16 protein-coding genes are annotated in these 16,360 nt (G+C 61.0%); 15 read left to right on the forward strand and 1 reads right to left on the reverse strand.

Going from position 1 to position 16,360, the window contains the following annotated elements:
* Positions 1-75 precede the first annotated feature (75 nt).
* From accB to OKA05_RS06005, 13 genes are all read left to right on the forward strand, one after another.
* Positions 76-543, forward strand: a complete 468-nt coding sequence (gene accB, locus OKA05_RS05945; protein ID WP_264486196.1) for an acetyl-CoA carboxylase biotin carboxyl carrier protein — start codon at positions 76-78, stop codon at positions 541-543.
* 89 nt (positions 544-632) lie between these two features.
* On the forward strand, positions 633-1,985 hold the full coding sequence (gene accC, locus OKA05_RS05950; RefSeq protein WP_264486197.1) for an acetyl-CoA carboxylase biotin carboxylase subunit: 1,353 nt from the start codon (positions 633-635) through the stop codon (positions 1,983-1,985).
* Between the two features lie 113 nt (positions 1,986-2,098).
* Entirely contained in the window at positions 2,099-2,671 is a 573-nt protein-coding gene (locus OKA05_RS05955) for a hypothetical protein (protein ID WP_264486198.1), read from the forward strand.
* A 100-nt stretch (positions 2,672-2,771) separates the two neighbouring features.
* Entirely contained in the window at positions 2,772-3,401 is a 630-nt protein-coding gene (thiE, locus tag OKA05_RS05960; protein ID WP_264486199.1) for a thiamine phosphate synthase, read from the forward strand.
* Positions 3,402-3,453: 52 nt separating this feature from the next.
* Entirely contained in the window at positions 3,454-4,389 is a 936-nt protein-coding gene (locus OKA05_RS05965) for a PfkB family carbohydrate kinase (RefSeq protein ID WP_264486200.1), read from the forward strand.
* Positions 4,390-4,831: 442 nt separating this feature from the next.
* The gene (locus tag OKA05_RS05970) at positions 4,832-5,902 is read left to right on the forward strand and encodes a TIGR02597 family protein (protein WP_264486201.1); all 1,071 of its coding nucleotides are present in this window, start codon (positions 4,832-4,834) and stop codon (positions 5,900-5,902) included.
* 37 nt (positions 5,903-5,939) lie between these two features.
* The gene (locus OKA05_RS05975) at positions 5,940-6,587 is read left to right on the forward strand and encodes a hypothetical protein (protein WP_264486202.1); all 648 of its coding nucleotides are present in this window, start codon (positions 5,940-5,942) and stop codon (positions 6,585-6,587) included.
* 281 nt (positions 6,588-6,868) lie between these two features.
* A complete protein-coding gene (locus tag OKA05_RS05980; RefSeq protein WP_264486203.1) occupies positions 6,869-7,498 on the forward strand; it encodes a PEP-CTERM sorting domain-containing protein in 630 nt (209 codons plus the stop codon).
* A gap of 112 nt (positions 7,499-7,610) precedes the next feature.
* A complete protein-coding gene (locus OKA05_RS05985) occupies positions 7,611-8,258 on the forward strand; it encodes a PEP-CTERM sorting domain-containing protein (protein WP_264486204.1) in 648 nt (215 codons plus the stop codon).
* 118 nt (positions 8,259-8,376) lie between these two features.
* Positions 8,377-9,033 (forward strand): PEP-CTERM sorting domain-containing protein, encoded by a 657-nt coding sequence (locus OKA05_RS05990; protein ID WP_264486205.1) that lies wholly within the window; start codon positions 8,377-8,379, stop codon positions 9,031-9,033.
* Between the two features lie 1,083 nt (positions 9,034-10,116).
* Positions 10,117-11,286: a sensor histidine kinase gene (locus OKA05_RS05995; protein WP_264486206.1), complete on the forward strand. Its 1,170-nt coding sequence runs from the start codon at positions 10,117-10,119 to the stop codon at positions 11,284-11,286.
* 21 nt (positions 11,287-11,307) lie between these two features.
* On the forward strand, positions 11,308-11,976 hold the full coding sequence (locus OKA05_RS06000; protein ID WP_264486207.1) for a response regulator transcription factor: 669 nt from the start codon (positions 11,308-11,310) through the stop codon (positions 11,974-11,976).
* A 383-nt stretch (positions 11,977-12,359) separates the two neighbouring features.
* Entirely contained in the window at positions 12,360-13,019 is a 660-nt protein-coding gene (locus tag OKA05_RS06005) for a GDSL-type esterase/lipase family protein (protein ID WP_264486208.1), read from the forward strand.
* A 111-nt stretch (positions 13,020-13,130) separates the two neighbouring features.
* Here the strand turns inward: OKA05_RS06005 and prfB are convergent.
* A protein-coding gene (prfB, locus tag OKA05_RS06010; protein WP_264486209.1) for a peptide chain release factor 2 occupies positions 13,131-14,274 on the reverse strand; the annotation gives its coding sequence in 2 pieces (ribosomal slippage) (positions 13,131-14,195 and positions 14,197-14,274; 1,143 coding nt in all).
* 121 nt (positions 14,275-14,395) lie between these two features.
* Between prfB and OKA05_RS06015 the strand changes: the two genes are divergently transcribed.
* Both OKA05_RS06015 and OKA05_RS06020 read left to right on the forward strand, forming a co-directional pair.
* Entirely contained in the window at positions 14,396-16,030 is a 1,635-nt protein-coding gene (locus OKA05_RS06015; RefSeq protein WP_264486210.1) for a DUF4139 domain-containing protein, read from the forward strand.
* A 53-nt stretch (positions 16,031-16,083) separates the two neighbouring features.
* Positions 16,084-16,359: a metal-sensitive transcriptional regulator gene (locus OKA05_RS06020; RefSeq protein ID WP_264486211.1), complete on the forward strand. Its 276-nt coding sequence runs from the start codon at positions 16,084-16,086 to the stop codon at positions 16,357-16,359.
* Position 16,360: the final 1 nt, after the last annotated feature.

The raw sequence follows: 16,360 nt of genomic DNA on the forward strand, positions 1-16,360 counted from the left end.
TCCCTAGCCTCCGCAACCGTGGCGCTGGCACCAATGCCGCCCGGGTCTCCTCAACCTAACCGCTTTCACACCGCCGTGGACCTCAAGGAAATCCGCAAGATCGTCGAACTCATGAACGAGCACGGGCTCACCCTCTTCGACATGTCGAAGGAGGGCTTCCATCTGAAGCTCCGCAAGGGCCAGGATCTCGAGTCGCTACGCGGACTCCTCGGCAGCCTGCCCATGGCCGCCCCCGGATATGCTCTTCCCCCCGCCGCCGCGGGTCCGGCCGCCGCAGCCTCCGCCCCGGCCGCCGCGCCTAAGGAAGATGGCACCGCCATCACTTCCCCGATGGTCGGCACGTTCTACCGCAAACCCGATCCGGAGTCGCCGGCTTTCGTCAGTGTCGGCGATGTCGTCAGCGAAGGCCAGACGCTCTGCATCATCGAGGCGATGAAGGTCATGAACGAGATCAAGGCGGAGAAGTCCGGCACCATCACTGCGGTGCTAGTGGACGACTCCACGCCGGTCCAGTACGGCGACGTCCTCTTCCGCATCAAATGAGTTGAGTGTCTTTGGTTGAGAGCCGAGAGCCCCGCTCCGGGCTTCCCGCCGCTCTCAACTCTCAACAACCCACCTTCAACTGATCCTTCATGTTCAAGCGCGTCCTGGTCGCCAACCGCGGTGAAATCGCCCTCCGCATCATCCGCGCCTGCCGCGAACTCGGCGTCGAATCCGTGGCCGTCTATTCCGAGGCCGATGTCGATTCGATGCACGTCCAACTCGCCGACGAGGCGGTCTGCATCGGCCCCGCGCCGAGCAAGGAGAGCTACCTGAAGCCCGACCGCATCATCGCCGCCGCCGAGATCACCGAGGCGGAAGCGATTCACCCGGGCTACGGCTTCCTTTCCGAGAACGCCCGCTTCGCCGAGATCTGCGAAAGCTGCAACTTCCAGTTCATCGGGCCGTCCGCCAAGGTCATCTCGATGATGGGCGACAAGGCCACCGCCCGCGCCACCGCGGTGGCGAATGGCGTGCCCGTAACACCCGGCTCCGAAATCCTGGCCGATGCCAAGGAGGGCCTCTCCGAAGCCAAACGCATCGGCTTCCCCGTGATGATCAAGGCCACCGCCGGTGGTGGTGGCCGCGGCATGCGCCCCTGCTTCAAGGAAGAGGAGTTCGAAGCGCAATTCCGCGCGGCTTCGGGTGAAGCGCTGGCGGCCTTCGGCAATGGCGAATGCTACCTTGAGAAGCTGGTGCTCAATCCGCACCACATCGAATTCCAGGTCATCGCCGACCGCCACGGGAATTTCATCCAGCTCGGCGAGCGCGATTGCTCGATGCAGCGCCGCAACCAGAAGATCATCGAGGAATGTCCGTCGCCGCTGCTCGGGCCCGAACTCCGCGCCCGCATGGCCGAGGCCTCGGTGAACCTGATCAAGAACATCGGTTACGAGAACGCCGGCACCATCGAGTACCTCGTCGATGAGAAGGGCGAGGACTTCTACTTCATGGAGATGAACACCCGCATCCAGGTGGAGCATCCCGTGACGGAAGAGGTGATGGGCTGCGAACTCATCAAGGAGCAGATCCGCATCGCCGCCGGCGAGCCACTCTCCGGCCATGTCCTCAATGCAGCACCGCGAGGCCACTCCATCGAGTGCCGCATCAATGCCGAGGACCCGTTCAACAATTTCTGCCCCAGCCCGGGCAAGATCGATATGTGGTATGCCCCGGGTGGCAAGGGCGTGCGGGTCGATACCCACGTCTATTCCGGCTACGCGGTCCCGCCGAACTACGACTCGATGATCGCCAAGCTCATCGTCACCGGTGCCAACCGCGAGATCGCCATCGCCCGCATGAAGCGCGCCCTCGGCGAGTTCATGATCCGCGGCATCAAAACGACGATTCCATTCCAGCAGGAGATCATCGCCCATCCCGACTTCGCCGCCGGCACCTACGACATCGGCTGGGTCGCCCGCTACCTTGAGGAGCGGAAAGGTTGATGCCATTTCCATGAAACGATCGAAGCGCGGGCCCGTCCTGCTTCCGGGATGGCCAATCAGATTTCATTCGCGGGCGGCTTGACCGGGTGGCAAGTGTCTTTCATTCCTCTAGTATGAAAAGAATCTGGCTCGTGGGGATACTGGCTCTGCTTTCAGTCGCATGCCAGCGCGAGGAGGAGGCCAGCTCGGGAGCTTCCTCCAAGAAGAAGCCCGGCCAGTCCGGTGGGGGAACGAGTGAGATGCCACCCGGAACGAGGTCGGCGAAAGCCACCAACCGTGGCGAATCAAAAAAGCCCATTCCAACTGCGGAAGCCGTGCCGGATCAGCCGGGCTTCGTGAAAAGCCCTTACAATGGCGAAATCGTTGACGTGACTGGCGTTCCCGCCGGAACCGTGGTCGACGACCCGGGTTATCCGGCCGAGGAAGAAAAGCAATTTCGCGTGCCGAAGATGGCAGAGGCGGGGGAGGACGAGATTCTACCTCCTCCCGATATCGAGGCGGCCAAAGCCGAAGCGCGCACGGCGAAGGTCGTGCCAGGCAAGCCGGGTTTCATCGTCTGTCCTTGGGACCAAAGCGAGTTCGATGCCTCCGGCTTCGAAGCTGGCGCGGTCATCATGGATCCCAGCTCCACGCCAGAGACCCCTCGCTTTCTCACGGTGCCAGATGATCACATCCAACCCGAATAGCGGGACTGGCTCCCCCTTTCCGGCACGGTAAACTGCAACGTTCTCTTCCGCTCTCACTGGACACCTGCGAGCCGTTCCGGCAGTGGAGGCTCCGCAGCTCATGAAACTCGTCGGCCAGTTCTACGCGATCCTCGATCTCGGGTACGTTGCCGCGGCCGCTGCCGAAGCGGTCTCGCGCGCACTTCTCGCCGGTGGTGCGGATTTGCTTCAGCTCCGTGCCAAGGGTCATCCCTCCGTGGAGATCGAGCGACTTGCCCGCCGCCTGCTGCCGCTCTGCCGCGATGCCGCGGTGCCCTTCATCGTCAATGACCACCCCGAGATCGCAATGGCGGTCGGCGCGGATGGCATCCACATCGGTCAAGACGATGGCAGCCTCGCAGCGGTTCGTGAGATCGTCGGCCCCGGCATGCTGGTAGGTCGCTCAACCCACTCGCCCGACCAAGCCCGCGCTGCCTTGGCGGAAGGCTTCGACTACATTGGCTTCGGCCCGCTTTTTCCAACGCCCACCAAGCTTGGCCGCCCGGGCATCGGCCTTAATAACATCGCTGCGGTCCAAGCGGAAGTCGGCTCGCGGATCCCGGTCTTCTGCATCGGCGGGATCAAGCGCGAAAATCTCCCAGAAGTCCTCGCCGCCGGCGCTCGGAACGTTGTCATCGTTTCCGACCTCCTCACCGCTGAGGATGTCGCCGAGGCTGCGCGCGGCGTAAAATCGGCGCTCGCGGGTTGCTGAAAGGCTGCTCTTGGCACTTGGCACGTTTCGCCCGGACCTTCAGCTTCCGCGCATGTCCAGCCCGCTCCCCATCGTCGTCGGAGGAACTATCGCCATCGACAACGTCAAGACGCCCTTCGCCGACGAAACCAATCTCCTCGGAGGCTCCGCTGCCTATGCCGCCCTGGCCGCCTCGTTTTCCGGCGTGCCGGTCCATCTCATCGGCATCGTCGGCAAAGATTTCCCGGCCCCGCACCTCGCCATGCTTGAAGGCCGCGGCATCTCCCTTGATGGCGTCGAGCGTTCGACCGGCGACTCCTTCACCTGGTCCGGCGAGTACTTCAACAACATGAACGAGCGCACGACCCACCGCGTCGGCCTCAATGTGCTTGAGAGCTGGCAGGTCAAGGTGCCGGCCAGCGCCGCTTCCGCCGCCTTCGTCGTGCTCGCGAACATGTCGCCGGACAACCAGCTCCAGATGCTGGCCCAGTGCCAAGCCACCGAGCGCTTTGTCATCGCCGATACCATGGACCTGTGGATCGAGATCGCCAACGAGCGCCTCCACGACGTTCTCAAGCAGCTCGACCTCTTTGTCATCAATGACAGCGAGGCCCGCGAGTTCACCCGCACCACCAATCTCCTCCAAGCCGGCCGCCAGCTCCTCGCCAAGGGCCCGCGCCACGTCGTCATCAAGCTCGGCGAATTCGGCGCCATGCTCTTCTCGGCGAATGGTGGCGAATTGCAATTTTTCCGCAGCCACGCCTACCCCATCGAAGAACTCGCCGATCCCACCGGAGCGGGCGACAGCTTCCTCGGCGCGCTGGCCGGCTACTTGGCTGCAAAGGGCTCCGCGGACCCGGATTTCAATAGCTTGCGGCAGGCCGTCGTCCACGGCTCGGTGGTCGCCTCCTTCACCTGCGAGTCCTTCTCGACTCGCCGTTTGGAAGAGCTGGATGCCACCGGTCTTCAAACGCGTTTGAACCACTTCCGAGCCATCACCGTTTGGTGAGGATCACGCCCTCGGCGAGGGCCCGAATCGGTTCAAACTACCCCTTCGCGGATTCCATCTCCGCTGTCCCTCAAAAGCGGGACAGCGGAAAAATGGACGGGGCACTTTTAGAGCGGAAAAACACCATTTTTCGCCAAGTGCGCGCCGAATTTGAAAAAACTCTTAGCCACTCGACCGCTGATTTTTGCGTCGACGCGCATTTTGTGAGCCAGATCGGAATCGGACCGCCCAGGACGCGGCTGAAAATGCAATGTAAGTCTTTGAAAATAAAAGGGCGGATGGGAAACCAAAAACTTTCTTGCTTAGCCCCCAAGAATCGTCGTCAATGCAGTTAATGAAGAAAATTTCGCTGGGCAACCATGTCTCATGACGAACGCGTCACGTTTCCCCTCCGCTTTTTTCCTCGACGAAACCCCAAACCAGACCTAAACCCACACTCGTCATGAAACCAATCATTCCCTTTGCGCTTCTCGGGGCGCTTCTTGCTGTCGGGGCAGTGAAAGCTGCCGAAACCACTCCAGTGGGCTACACCGTTACGACTTGCCCTTCCAACTCGGACACGATCGTTGGACTTCCGCTGCGCGTTTCCGCTGCGGCCGCTGGTGCGCTGACCGCTGCTCCTAGCAGCACGACCGGCACTCCGGATCTTACTTCCAGCACCGCCGCTTTTCCGGCTGTCGCCAACACCCACTATGTCAAGTTCAAGTCGGGTGCGAGCGATGGTAAGTGGTATCCGATCACCGCAAATACCGCGACAACGCTGACGATCAATCTCAATGGCGACACGCTGGGTGCTGTCTCCGGCGACACCTTCGAGGTGATCAAGTTCTGGACGCTTTCGGAACTCTTCAATCCCGCCACGGCGACCTCCGATCCGCTGACCACTCCGCACGCGATCGTCGCTTCGACCAGCCAGCTGGCCGCCGGCCGCCGCACCGAAGTGCTCCTCCCGAACCTCACCGGGGTTGGCATTAACTTGGCAGCGTCGACGACCTATTACATCAACGCTGGCATTTGGAAGAAGGCTGGTTCCGGTGCCACCGACTTCGGTGCCGACCAGCTCTGGCCTGATTCGTACTTCATCATCCGTAACCCCACCGCGGTGGCTTCTCCGACCACTTATACGATCGTGGGCGAAGTGGAACCGAACAAGTTCGGGATCGCCTTGAGCGTCGATCCGGTCAGCAAGCAGGACAACTTCATTGCCTTGCCGCGTCCGATTGACATCGCTCTCAACGATCTCGGCCTTGCTAATACTGCGGCCTTCGTCGACTCCACCAGCCAGCTGGCGGCCGGTCGTCGCGATGAGCTTCTTGTGTTCGACAATGCCCTGGCTGCTCGTAACAAGGCGGCTTCCGCCACCTACTACCGTAACGCCGGAATTTGGAAGAAGGCTGGTGGCGGTGCCACGGATTTTGGCACCGACAAGATCCCGGGTGGTTTTGGATTCATCATCCGTAAGTTCCCATCAGCAGGCGGAACAGTGTTCTGGAGCAACGCCCCAACCTACTAAATCGACTGACGTAACTAATAGAATCTCCCATTAAGATATGAAATCGAAATTACTGCTTGCTGCGCTAGCGGCGTCACTCATCGGTAGCGCTGAAGCTACGATTGTCCTTAATACGCAATTCGGAACCGCCTTCAACTCGGGTGGCGCTCCTGTCGCGGCGGGAACCCTCTATGCGCTTGTCATCGACACCGATAACAATAGCACTTTCGCCGGCGGTTTTGGCGTGAATACTACCCTCGGAGCTGTGGGAGCGAATTCGGTATTCACCACTGGTCAACAGCTTACCTTGGGCCAAACCTTGGGTGGCGACACCATCTTTCATCTCGGCGCATTCGACGGTGCCGGTGAAGGTATTACGGCTGAAGTCCTCTCATTGACCCTTGGCGTCAATGGCGTCCTTAACGGTCGCAGCTTCGCGATCTACTGGTTCCCGGGCGCGACGCTCGCTAATCGGACGGTTGGCACGCAAGTGGGTGGTATGAATTCCAACTTGCCAGCCGATGGCGGTCTGGACCCGATGATTATGCCTGCTGACGGTGCTACGGTGAACATCGGAGCCGCTACCGCTGATGGCAGTGGCACTCAGCCGAATATCCGTTTCACCGCTGTCGATTTGGTTCCTGAGCCTTCGGCGGCTCTTTTGGGCCTTCTCGGTGCTGTCGGTTTGATCCGTCGCCGCCGCTAAAGCACGGAAACAAAAGTTTGTTGATAAAAGGTGGGATGCCCAGCGGCATCCCACCTTTTTCTTTTTATAGAATGTAGTTGTTTCCCAAGAAACAATCCCCTCTTGGATCTATTGCTGGGTTGGCGAACCCCGCTCGGCAGCGGGTACTCCCGCGTCCTAGCATTTTGCCATCTTTTGTCTTAGCCGCCCAGTTCGAGCCCGTCCGTTGCATCGCTAAAGTATTCATAGCCATATATAACTAAAAATCTAAAAATATTAAATCGAAATTACTAGTTGCCGTTGTGGCGGCATCCCTCGTCGGCGGCGCTGAAGCTACCATCACCCTTAACACTCAATTCGGCACGGCCTTCGACTCTTCCGGACAGCCTGTCCCGGCAGGCACGCTTTACGCGCTCGTGATCGACACCAATCTCAGTGATACGTTTGCTGGTGGTTTCGGCCTTCAAGAAAGCCTTGGGAAACCGGGAGCGGATGCCGTGTTCACTCCTGGCCAAACCATCTCGCTCGGCGGGAATCTATCGGGAGATACCATCTTCTATCTGGGCGCATTCGATGGTGCAGCCGAGGGGATCACTGCCGAAACGATCCAATTGACCGTGGGTGTTAATGGCGTTGCTACAATTCGCAACTTCGCGATCTACTGGTTCCCGGGTGCGACGCTTTCCAGCGCCAATAGCGCCACGATCGGAACTCAAGTGGGTGGCATGCACGCTTTTAGCGAGCTAGGCACTGGTTTGGAGTCGATGACAATCCCTTCGGATGGTTCACTTGTTAATATTGGAGCTGCCACCCTTGCGGGAGGTGGAACTACTCCTCCATCTCGATTCACCGCGGTGGATCTGGTTCCGGAGCCTTCTACCGCTTTCTTAGGCATTCTCGGTGTCTTTGGCCTGCTCCGTCGCCGCCGTTGATTGGGGGTCGCGCAATCGGGGCTGAGCTTCAGTTTCTTGAACGCGAGGCTCTATACACTCTATCACCATTTTTTTATCTGAATAAGCCTAAATAACATTACCCGCTCGAGATATGAAATCGGAATTATTGCTTGCCGCGTTAGCGGCCTCGCTCATCGGCAGCGCTGGGGCGACGATCACCCTCAACACTCAGTTTGGCACGGCCTTCGACTCCTCCGGGAACCCTGTTCCAGCAGGCACGCTTTACGCGCTTGTTGCCGACACTGATAACAACAATGTGTTTGCTGGAGGATTCGGCCTCAACTCCAGCCTCACAGCAGGGGGGGCGGCTAGCGCGTTCACTAGCGGCCAAACCCTCCTTCTTGGCGGGCTTTTGGGGGGAGATACCATCTTCTATCTGGGCGCATTCGATGGCGCTGGCGAGGGCATTACAGCCGAAACGATTCAATTGGCCCTCGGCGTCAATGGCGTCGCTCCGGCACGCCGCTTTGCCTTTTATTGGTTCCCGGGTGCCACGCTTGGGAGCGCAAACAGCGCCACGATTGGAACCCAAGTGGGTGGCATTCATACGGGAGTGGCGGAAGGCGGGTTGGAAGGCATGGTGTTTCCCTCTGATGGATCTCTCGTTCCAATCGGGGCTGCCACATCAGCCGCCGGCGGTACTATCCCCGATTCACGGTTTACCGTGCCTGTGCCGGAACCCTCGACCGCTTTCTTGAGTCTCCTTGGAGCTTTGGGTCTGATCCGTCGCCGTCGCTGATGGCGCGGGGGCCGGGCAACCGGAAGTGAGCTTCAGTGTCTTGAAGGAAGGGCCTTACAAGCCCGTGTCGCGACCCATTTATAAGAAATAAACGTAAAGCACATTTCCCTCTGAAGATATGAAATCGAAATTATTGCTTCCCGCAATAGCGGCCTCGCTCATCGGTAGTGCTGGTGCCACGATCACCCTCAACACTCAGTTCGGCACGGCCTTCGACTCCTCCGGGACGCCTGTTCCGGCGGGAACGCTTTATGCGCTCGTCATCGACTCCGATAACAACAATACGTTCGCAGGCAACTTCGGCCTGAATTCTAACCTCGGGATTGTGGGGGCGAGTTTGGTATTCACCCCTGGGCAAACTCTTACGCTGGGCGGTTCTCTGGGGAGTGACACCATCTTCTATCTGGGCGCTTTCGATGGCGCTGCCGAGGGCATCACAGCCGAATCGATCCAGTTGACCCTCGGCGTCAATGGCGTCGCTTCGGGACGCAGCTTTGCATTTTATTGGTTCCCGGGTGCCACACTTGGAAGCGCAAACAGCGCCACGATTGGAAGCCAGATCGGTGGCCTTCACACGACGGGGACGGCGGAAAGTGGGTTGGAAGCCATGATGATACCCGCTGATGGTGCTATCCTTGCAATCGGAGCTGCCACATCAGACGCTGGCGGTACTATTCCCAATGAGCAGTTTACCGCGAACGGTTGGATTCCGGAACCCTCAACCGCCTTCTTGAGCCTCCTTGGAGCTTTGGGTCTGTTCCGTCGCCGCCGCTAAAGCGTCTTGCAAAACTTCCTTCAAAAGCCGGGATACTTCGCGGCATCCCGCCTTTTCTATGTCAGGTGACCCTCGCAAAGCGGAATTTTATCGCGAGCACCCTGCCCCGATCATCGTGCAGGCGGCGAAAGCTGGTGTGACGAGCCGGGTTTTTCTAGCTTCGGGCATCTCATGAGAAGATGCCGCGGATGCCGATGGTTCTACCTGCTCTTGCTTTTGGCCGACGCCTCAAGTGCTGCGGAGGAAGGCTGGGAGCATCAATTGGCCCGGCGCTTCTCCCGAAGGCTGGCCGGGATCGAAACCGAGACCGGGAAGCTCCGGGCGGAGCTTCCACGTCTACCGATGGTTCCCGTTTCAGATCAAGGAGGGACAGGTGGCTTTGCCTGTCTCCATCCAGCGGCGGAGCCGACGACTCCGGGTGAGTATTCGGTAACTCTCGACTTTCCGACGGTGGGACTTGTGGACTTGATCGCCTTGGTGCCGGCACGGCGCTACGGGGTCGGCGGTCTGGAATCGCAGTTCGGGTTACCGGATGGGTTTGAGGTCGAGCTGATGGACGGGGAGGGGAATGTGCTCCGCACCTTGGCGAAGGAAGACGGTCTTTGGTCAGAGCCGGTGCGTGCCGGGCATCCGTTTGTTTACCCGGTGCAACCAGCGATTGAAGCGGCGGGCCTGCGGATTTCCGCCCGCCGGCTGCGCTTGGATCCGGATGTGTCGAACGAATATGTACACGCTTGGGCGGAGGTCTTTGCCTTCCAGGGAGAGCGAAATCTGGCCCGGGGCGCGAGAGTGAACAGTTCGAGTGGAGTTCCTCCGTCCGCTCCGTGGCAATGGAATTACGCCTTCCTCGTGGATGAACAGACTCCTCTGGGAATCCCCGAGATGCCTGCGGACGGAGCCAGTTGTGAGGGATGGATTTCGCTGCCCCGACAAACTGCTGAGGATTCGATGTGGATTGAGGTGGATCTGGGCCAAGAACAAGGTTTCGACGCAATCAAACTCTACCCAGCGGCGCGCCCGACTTCTGATTTACCCAGCGGATTCGGATTCCCGCGGCGATTCACGATTTCGTTACCTGGTGAAGTGGCTTCCAAGGATCCGGGCGAATCCACGGATTGGGAAGTGGCGACCACCAATCCCGGGAACAATCCCTTTCTGGTGCAGTTCGACCCACTCCGGTCGCGGCGAGTCAGGATTGGAATCAGCTCGCTATGGAAGGCCTATGACAGCTTCCCGGCCTACGCCGCCTTCTGCGAGATCGAGGTCTTGGATGGAGGAAAGAACATTGCCCGGGGGGCGCCGGTTGGGAGCTCCGAGAGCGCGATGCGAATTGGCAGGACTGAGTCTCTGGCACCCACGGAATCCACGCTGACGGATGGGCTGGGCCAAAGGGGCCGCTTGGTGTCCAGCCGCGAGTGGTTGTTGGGGCTGGACCAGCGGCTAAAGCTGGAAAGGCAGCTCTACGGCTTGCAGCAGGAGAAAGCGGCCATTGCCAAGGACTGGCGGATCACCGGTTGGATTGTTTTGGCGGTGCTGGGAGGGGTGGGGACTCTGGTGCTCATCGTGTTGCCGGTTCGCTATCGGTTGCGGGAAAAGCTCCACATCTCCCAAGTGCGCGACCGCATCGCCAGCGATCTCCACGATGAGGTGGGCAGCAATTTGGGCAGCATCCAGATGCTCGCGGACCTCGCGGAAGGCCATGCCGCGGGGACTGGACCTACCAAAGAGCTGAAGCGGATCCAGCGGATCGCGGCGGAGACGGTCAGCGCGGTGCGCGATATCGTCTGGCTGCTGCGGCCGCAGGGCGATCACCGGATTGGCACGGTGGAGCATCTGCGGGAGACCAGCTCGATCATGCTGGAGCCGCTGGAGTGGGAATTCACTGCCAACGAGGCGGCGTGGCAATGCGAGATGTCCGACGAGTCGAATCGCCACCTCTTCCTCTTTTTCCGGGAAGCCCTGCACAATCTGCTACGGCATTCCGGCGCGAAGAAGGCGACCATTCGCGTCGAGTGCGATGACCAGCGGTTCCACCTCACCGTGGCGGACGATGGCTGCGGGATTCCACCCGAGAAGCTGGAGCGCCCCTCCACTTTGCGCGCGCTGAGGCAGCGGGTAGAGGCTCTGGGTGCCGAGTTCAAGGTCGACACCCGGCCCGGCGAGGGCACGCGCTTGGAGCTCGGCATTCCATTGGGGGTGAAGCCGAGGAAAAAGCAGGCTGCGGCAGCGCAGCCCGGCATTGCGCCCGGCTGAACGCGGGCGTTCAATGCCTGTGTGGCCGCCAACAAGACCGCTGATTCCAAGCCGATCCGCCTGATCCTCATCGAGGACCACGCCGACTTCCGCGAGTCGGTCTCGATGGTGCTGACCGAGCGCGGGTATTCCTGCGTTGGCGAGTTTTCCACCATGGAGGACGCGATCGAAGCGATCCGCGGCGGCTTGGAGGCGGACCTTGTGCTTTCCGATCTTGGCCTGCCTGGGATGAGCGGCGTGGAGGGGATCAAGAAAGTCCGCGAGCTGCTGCCGAAGGTTCAGGTGCTGGTCCTCACCGCCTTCACCGACAAGGCCAAGGTCTTTGCGGCCCTGGAAGCCGGGGCGCACGGGTATTTGGTGAAAGCGGGTAGCGCGACCCGGCTGATCGCTACCTTGGAAGAAGTCTTGGCCGGCGGCACCCCGCTCGACCCGAAGATCGCCGGGATGATCCTCCAGACCTTCCGCCAGCTCAGCCCGATTCAGGGGGCCGAAACGCTCTCCGCCCGCGAGGCTGAGGTCCTCCAGCTTTCCGCGAAGGGCTTGACCCGCCAGGAAGTCGCCGACCAGCTCGGCCTCAGCCAGCACTCGGTGACCGAATACATCAAACGCTGCTTCGACAAACTCCACGTCCGCAACCTGCCCGCAGCCGTCAGCGAGGCGATCCGGCGCGGGTTGCTCGACCTTTCCTAACGGTGTCCCAAATCTTAGGGACATGACAGATCCCGCATTTTCGGGCAGAGTCTACTCATCCGAAGGGCCTCCGGCCCTTAGGGAATGAAAATTTCATGACGAAATTCATTGGGGCCGCATGAGTGTGCGGCCCCTTTTCGTGTCCGGATGGTGGGTTCGCCGGAAGCAGGGGTGTCCCAAATCTTGGGGACATGACAGATCCAGCATTTTCGGGCAGAGTCTTCACATCCGAAGGGGCTCCGGCCCTCAGGGGGTGAAAATTTCATGACGAAATTCATTGGGGCCGCATGAGTGTGCGGCCCCTTTTCGTGTACCGGCGGTGGGTCGGCGCGATGACCAGATCCGGTGATGAAAGTTGGCAGGTGGTGCGGTAACGGGGTGGCATGAAGCGCCTGCTGTTCCTTTTCCTGTCTCTTCCTTTCCTCGCGCTGGCGGCCCCCGACCTGGATCCGGCGCGCTTTGCCAAGGAGATCGACGCCTTCGATGCCGCGGATGCGAAGGCTCCCCCGGAAAAAGGTGGCATCGTCTTCACCGGTAGCTCGAGCATCCGGATGCTGGACCTGAAAAAGGTGTTCCCCGGCCTCAAGGCCCTGAACCGCGGCTTCGGCGGCAGTCACACCTCGGACTTGAACCACTACCTCGACCGCTGCCTGCTGCGCTACGAGCCGTCACTGGTGGTCTTCTACTGCGGGGGGAATGACCTGTGGGACAAGAAGTCGCCGGAGCAGGTGGAGGAGGATTTCTCGGAATTCCGCCGCCGCTTGTTCGAGCGGTCCCCGGAGGCGAAGCTGATCGTGATGGCCGTGCGACCGAGCCCGGCGCGTGTTTCGATCCGCGACAAGGAAGCGGATCTCAATGCGCGCCTCAAAAAGGCAGCGGAGGCCGACAAGCGCATCGTCTATGTGGCCGGTTCTTGTGACAGGTTTTTGGACAAGACGGGCGAGACAATCCGTGAGCGCTTTGTCGAAGACGGCTTGCACATGAGCGATGCAGGCTATGCGATCTGGAAGGAGCTGCTGACGCCGCTGCTGCCGAAGCACTGAAACGTAGCTGGGCCATCTTGGCCCAGTTAATTGAGGGGGCGTCCCCGCCCCCTTGGAGAGCCGAGGCGAGACGCCTCAGCAACGGACTGGAGCGAGACGCTCCAGCTACCGTTAGTCGTCGTCGTCGTTGTTGCCGCCCTTCACGCGGACCTTGCCGCGCAGCTTGGCCTCGATGTAGCCATCGATGTCACCGTCCATGATGTTCTGGATGTTGCCCGATTCGTAACCGGTGCGGAGGTCGAGCACCTTTTGATAGGGCTGGAAAACATAGGAACGGATCTGGTTGCCCCAACCGATGTCGCCCTTCTCCCCGTAGGCGCGCTCGGACTCGGCCTTGCGCTTGTCCTCCTCGAGCTGGAAGAGCTTCGCCTTGAGGATCTCGTAAGCCAGTTCCTTGTTGGCTCCCTGCGAACGCGCATTGGTGGAGCGGATGAGGATGCCGGTCGGCAAGTGACGTAGCAGCACGCCGGTTTCCACCTTGTTCACGTTCTGGCCGCCTTTGCCGCCGGAGCGCATGGTGGTGATCTCGATGTCCTTGTCGTTGATCTCGATCTTGATCTCGTCGTTCACCTCGGGAGTGGCATCGACCGAGGAGAAAGAAGTGTGGCGTTTGCCCGCGGAGTCGAAGGGCGAGATACGGACGAGGCGATGCACCCCACGTTCGTTCTTCAGGTAGCCATACGCGTAGTCGCCAGTGATCTTCATAGTCGCGCCGCGCAGCCCGGCACCGTCGCCGTCCTGCCAGTCCACCGTCTCGCAAGCGAAGCCTTTCCGCTCCGCCCAACGCTGGTACATGCGGTAAAGCATCTGGGCCCAGTCGCAGGCCTCGGTGCCGCCGGCACCCGCCTGGATGATCAGGTAGCACGAGGCCATGTCGCCCGGCTTGTCGAGCAGGGTGATGAGCTCAAAGGAAGCGATGTCCTTGTCGAGTTCCTCGGCCAACTTGAAAGCGTCGGCCTTGGCATCGTCGTCGTCGAATTCCTTCGCCAGCTCGATGCCGGCCATCAGGTCGTCGTAGCGCCCGCTGAGCTTCTCGAAGGCTCCCAGCTTCTTTTTCAGTCCGGCGATCCGCGTGTTGGTGGCGCGAGCCTTCTCCTGGTTGTTCCAAAATTCGGGGTCACCCATCGCGGCCTCGAGCGAGGCGATTTCGCGTTCCAAGGTGGGGACGTCAAAGATACCTCCCGAGCTGGGTCAGACGGCTCTTCAGAGCGTCCGTATCCAGCGCCGAGAGGTCGGCGGTATGAGGTTCAGCCATAAGGTGGGCGGAAGGTGGGGACGCAACCGGGGGGAGTCAAGGAGTGTGTCGCAGGCCGCCGACCCCTACTTTTACCGAGCGTTTACGGACAGGCGGCCGCTCGCGGGCTATTCCGGGGACGATGAAACTCGCCTTTGCCCTCGCGTCCCTCTTCGCCGTCTCGCTCCATGCCGCCGAGGAGCTGCCGGTGATGCCGCAGATCGATTCGGTCGGTCTCTTCAAGAACGGCGTGGCCGTGGTCCGCGCGTCGTTTGAGGCTAAGCAAGCCGGCAACTACCGCTGGGACGAACTGCCGCGCAGCATCCACGGCAGCTTTTGGATCGAAAGCGATGGCGTCGTGATCGTCCGCGCCACCACCCGGATGATCGATGAATCCGCCGCCGCACCCACCGGCAACCTGCAGCGCGATCTCGCAGGGCAAGCGGTGACCCTTCGCCTGAAGAAAGGCAGCGAGGGCGGCGAGGCGCCGCTCGTGTCGGGCAAGGTGTGGGCGCTACCCGAGCAGCCGGTGAGTAAGTCGTGGGACAGCGGCTTCTTCAATGCATCGAATCCATGGATGGCGGCGACCCAGTCTCGCACAGAGACGCCGGCGACCACGGGAAATTTCCTGGTGCTCGAAAGCGAGCGCGGCCGGCAATTCGTGGAACTCCATTCGATCGCCTCGGTGTCGGTCGATGGCCCGGCGGTACTCGCCCCGCGCAAGGTCGAAAAACCGGTGATGGTCTTTGAAGTGACCGAGCCGCCACGCGATGGCGGCCGCGTGCGCATCACCTACCTCGCCCGCGGCCTTGCCTGGGCGCCCTCCTACCGCATGGACTTGGGAGCCGGCGGCAAGCTGGCCATCCGCCGCAGCGCGATGGTGCGCAATGAATTGATCGCGCTGAAGGAGACCGAGGTGCAGCTCATCTCCGGCTTCCCGAATATCGAGTTCGCCCACGTCGATTCCGCGCTGTGGGGTGGTGCCACGCTCACGGCCTTTTTCCAGCAGCTCGGCCAGCAGCCGGGGAGCGCGCGCGGTGCGGCGTCGCAGCAGCTGGTGATGTACAACGCGATCGCTCCCGCCGCGGCCACGTTGCCGGATCTCCAGGAGACGGGCGCGGGTGATGACCTTCACTATGAAGCGATTGGCAAGCGCAACCTCGAGCCGGGAGATTCGCTTTCGCTCGATCTCTCCGCGACCGAGACCAAGTGCGAACGCGTGGTCGAGTGGGTGGTGGAGGATCCGCGCGATGGCAATGGCCGCTACCACCGTTCCTCGAATGACGAGCCGAAGGAAAGCAACGAGCCGTGGGATGCGCTGAAGTTCACCAATCCCTTCGACTTTCCGCTCACCACCGCTCCCGTCGTGATCACCGAGGCCGGGCGCTTCCGCGGCCAGAGCCTCAGCCAGTGGGTCAATCCCGGCCAATCTACCTGCCTGCGGGTGACCAAGGCGCTCAGCCTGCAGACGCGTTCCGCGGAGACGGAAGAGGAAGGCCAGCGCGAGGTCGTTTGGGTGGGTGGCAATGACTTCCGGCGCACCAAGGTCAAGGGCTCGCTGGAGCTGCACAACTTCCGCAACAAGGAGGTGACGCTCGATATCCGCGCGGGCTTCTCCGGCGAGATGCTCGAGGCTGAAGGTGCGCCGACGACCCGGCTGCGCACCGACGGCGTCACCAGCGTCAATCCGCGCCGCGAACTCGTATGGTCCGTGAAGCTGGCAGCGGGCGAGGAAAAGACCGTCACCTACCGCTACTCGGTGCTGGTCGATCAGTAGCCGCGAAAAAAATCCAGTTGCGCAGTTTACCCATACCCCCTATGGGTATATTCATGGAGCGCGACTGCCACCAGAGCAAGCCACTGATCGGCCGGGTTAACCGGATTGTCGGCCAGGTCCAAGGGGTTGCCCGCATGATCGAGGAGAACCGGGAGTGCCCGGAAATCCTGCACACGATCTCCGCGGTGCATGCCGCCTTGCGTGGCCTTGAGGCGAAGTTGCTTGAGGATCACGTGAAGCACTGCGTCACCGATGCCGCGGCGAATCCGCAGCAGCTCGACCGTCGCTTGGAGGAACTCGTCGCCCTCTACAAACGCCGCCTCGCCTGAT

The organism is Luteolibacter arcticus, from assembly GCF_025950235.1.
In the GTDB taxonomy this organism is placed as follows: Bacteria; Verrucomicrobiota; Verrucomicrobiia; order Verrucomicrobiales; family Akkermansiaceae; genus Haloferula; species Haloferula arctica.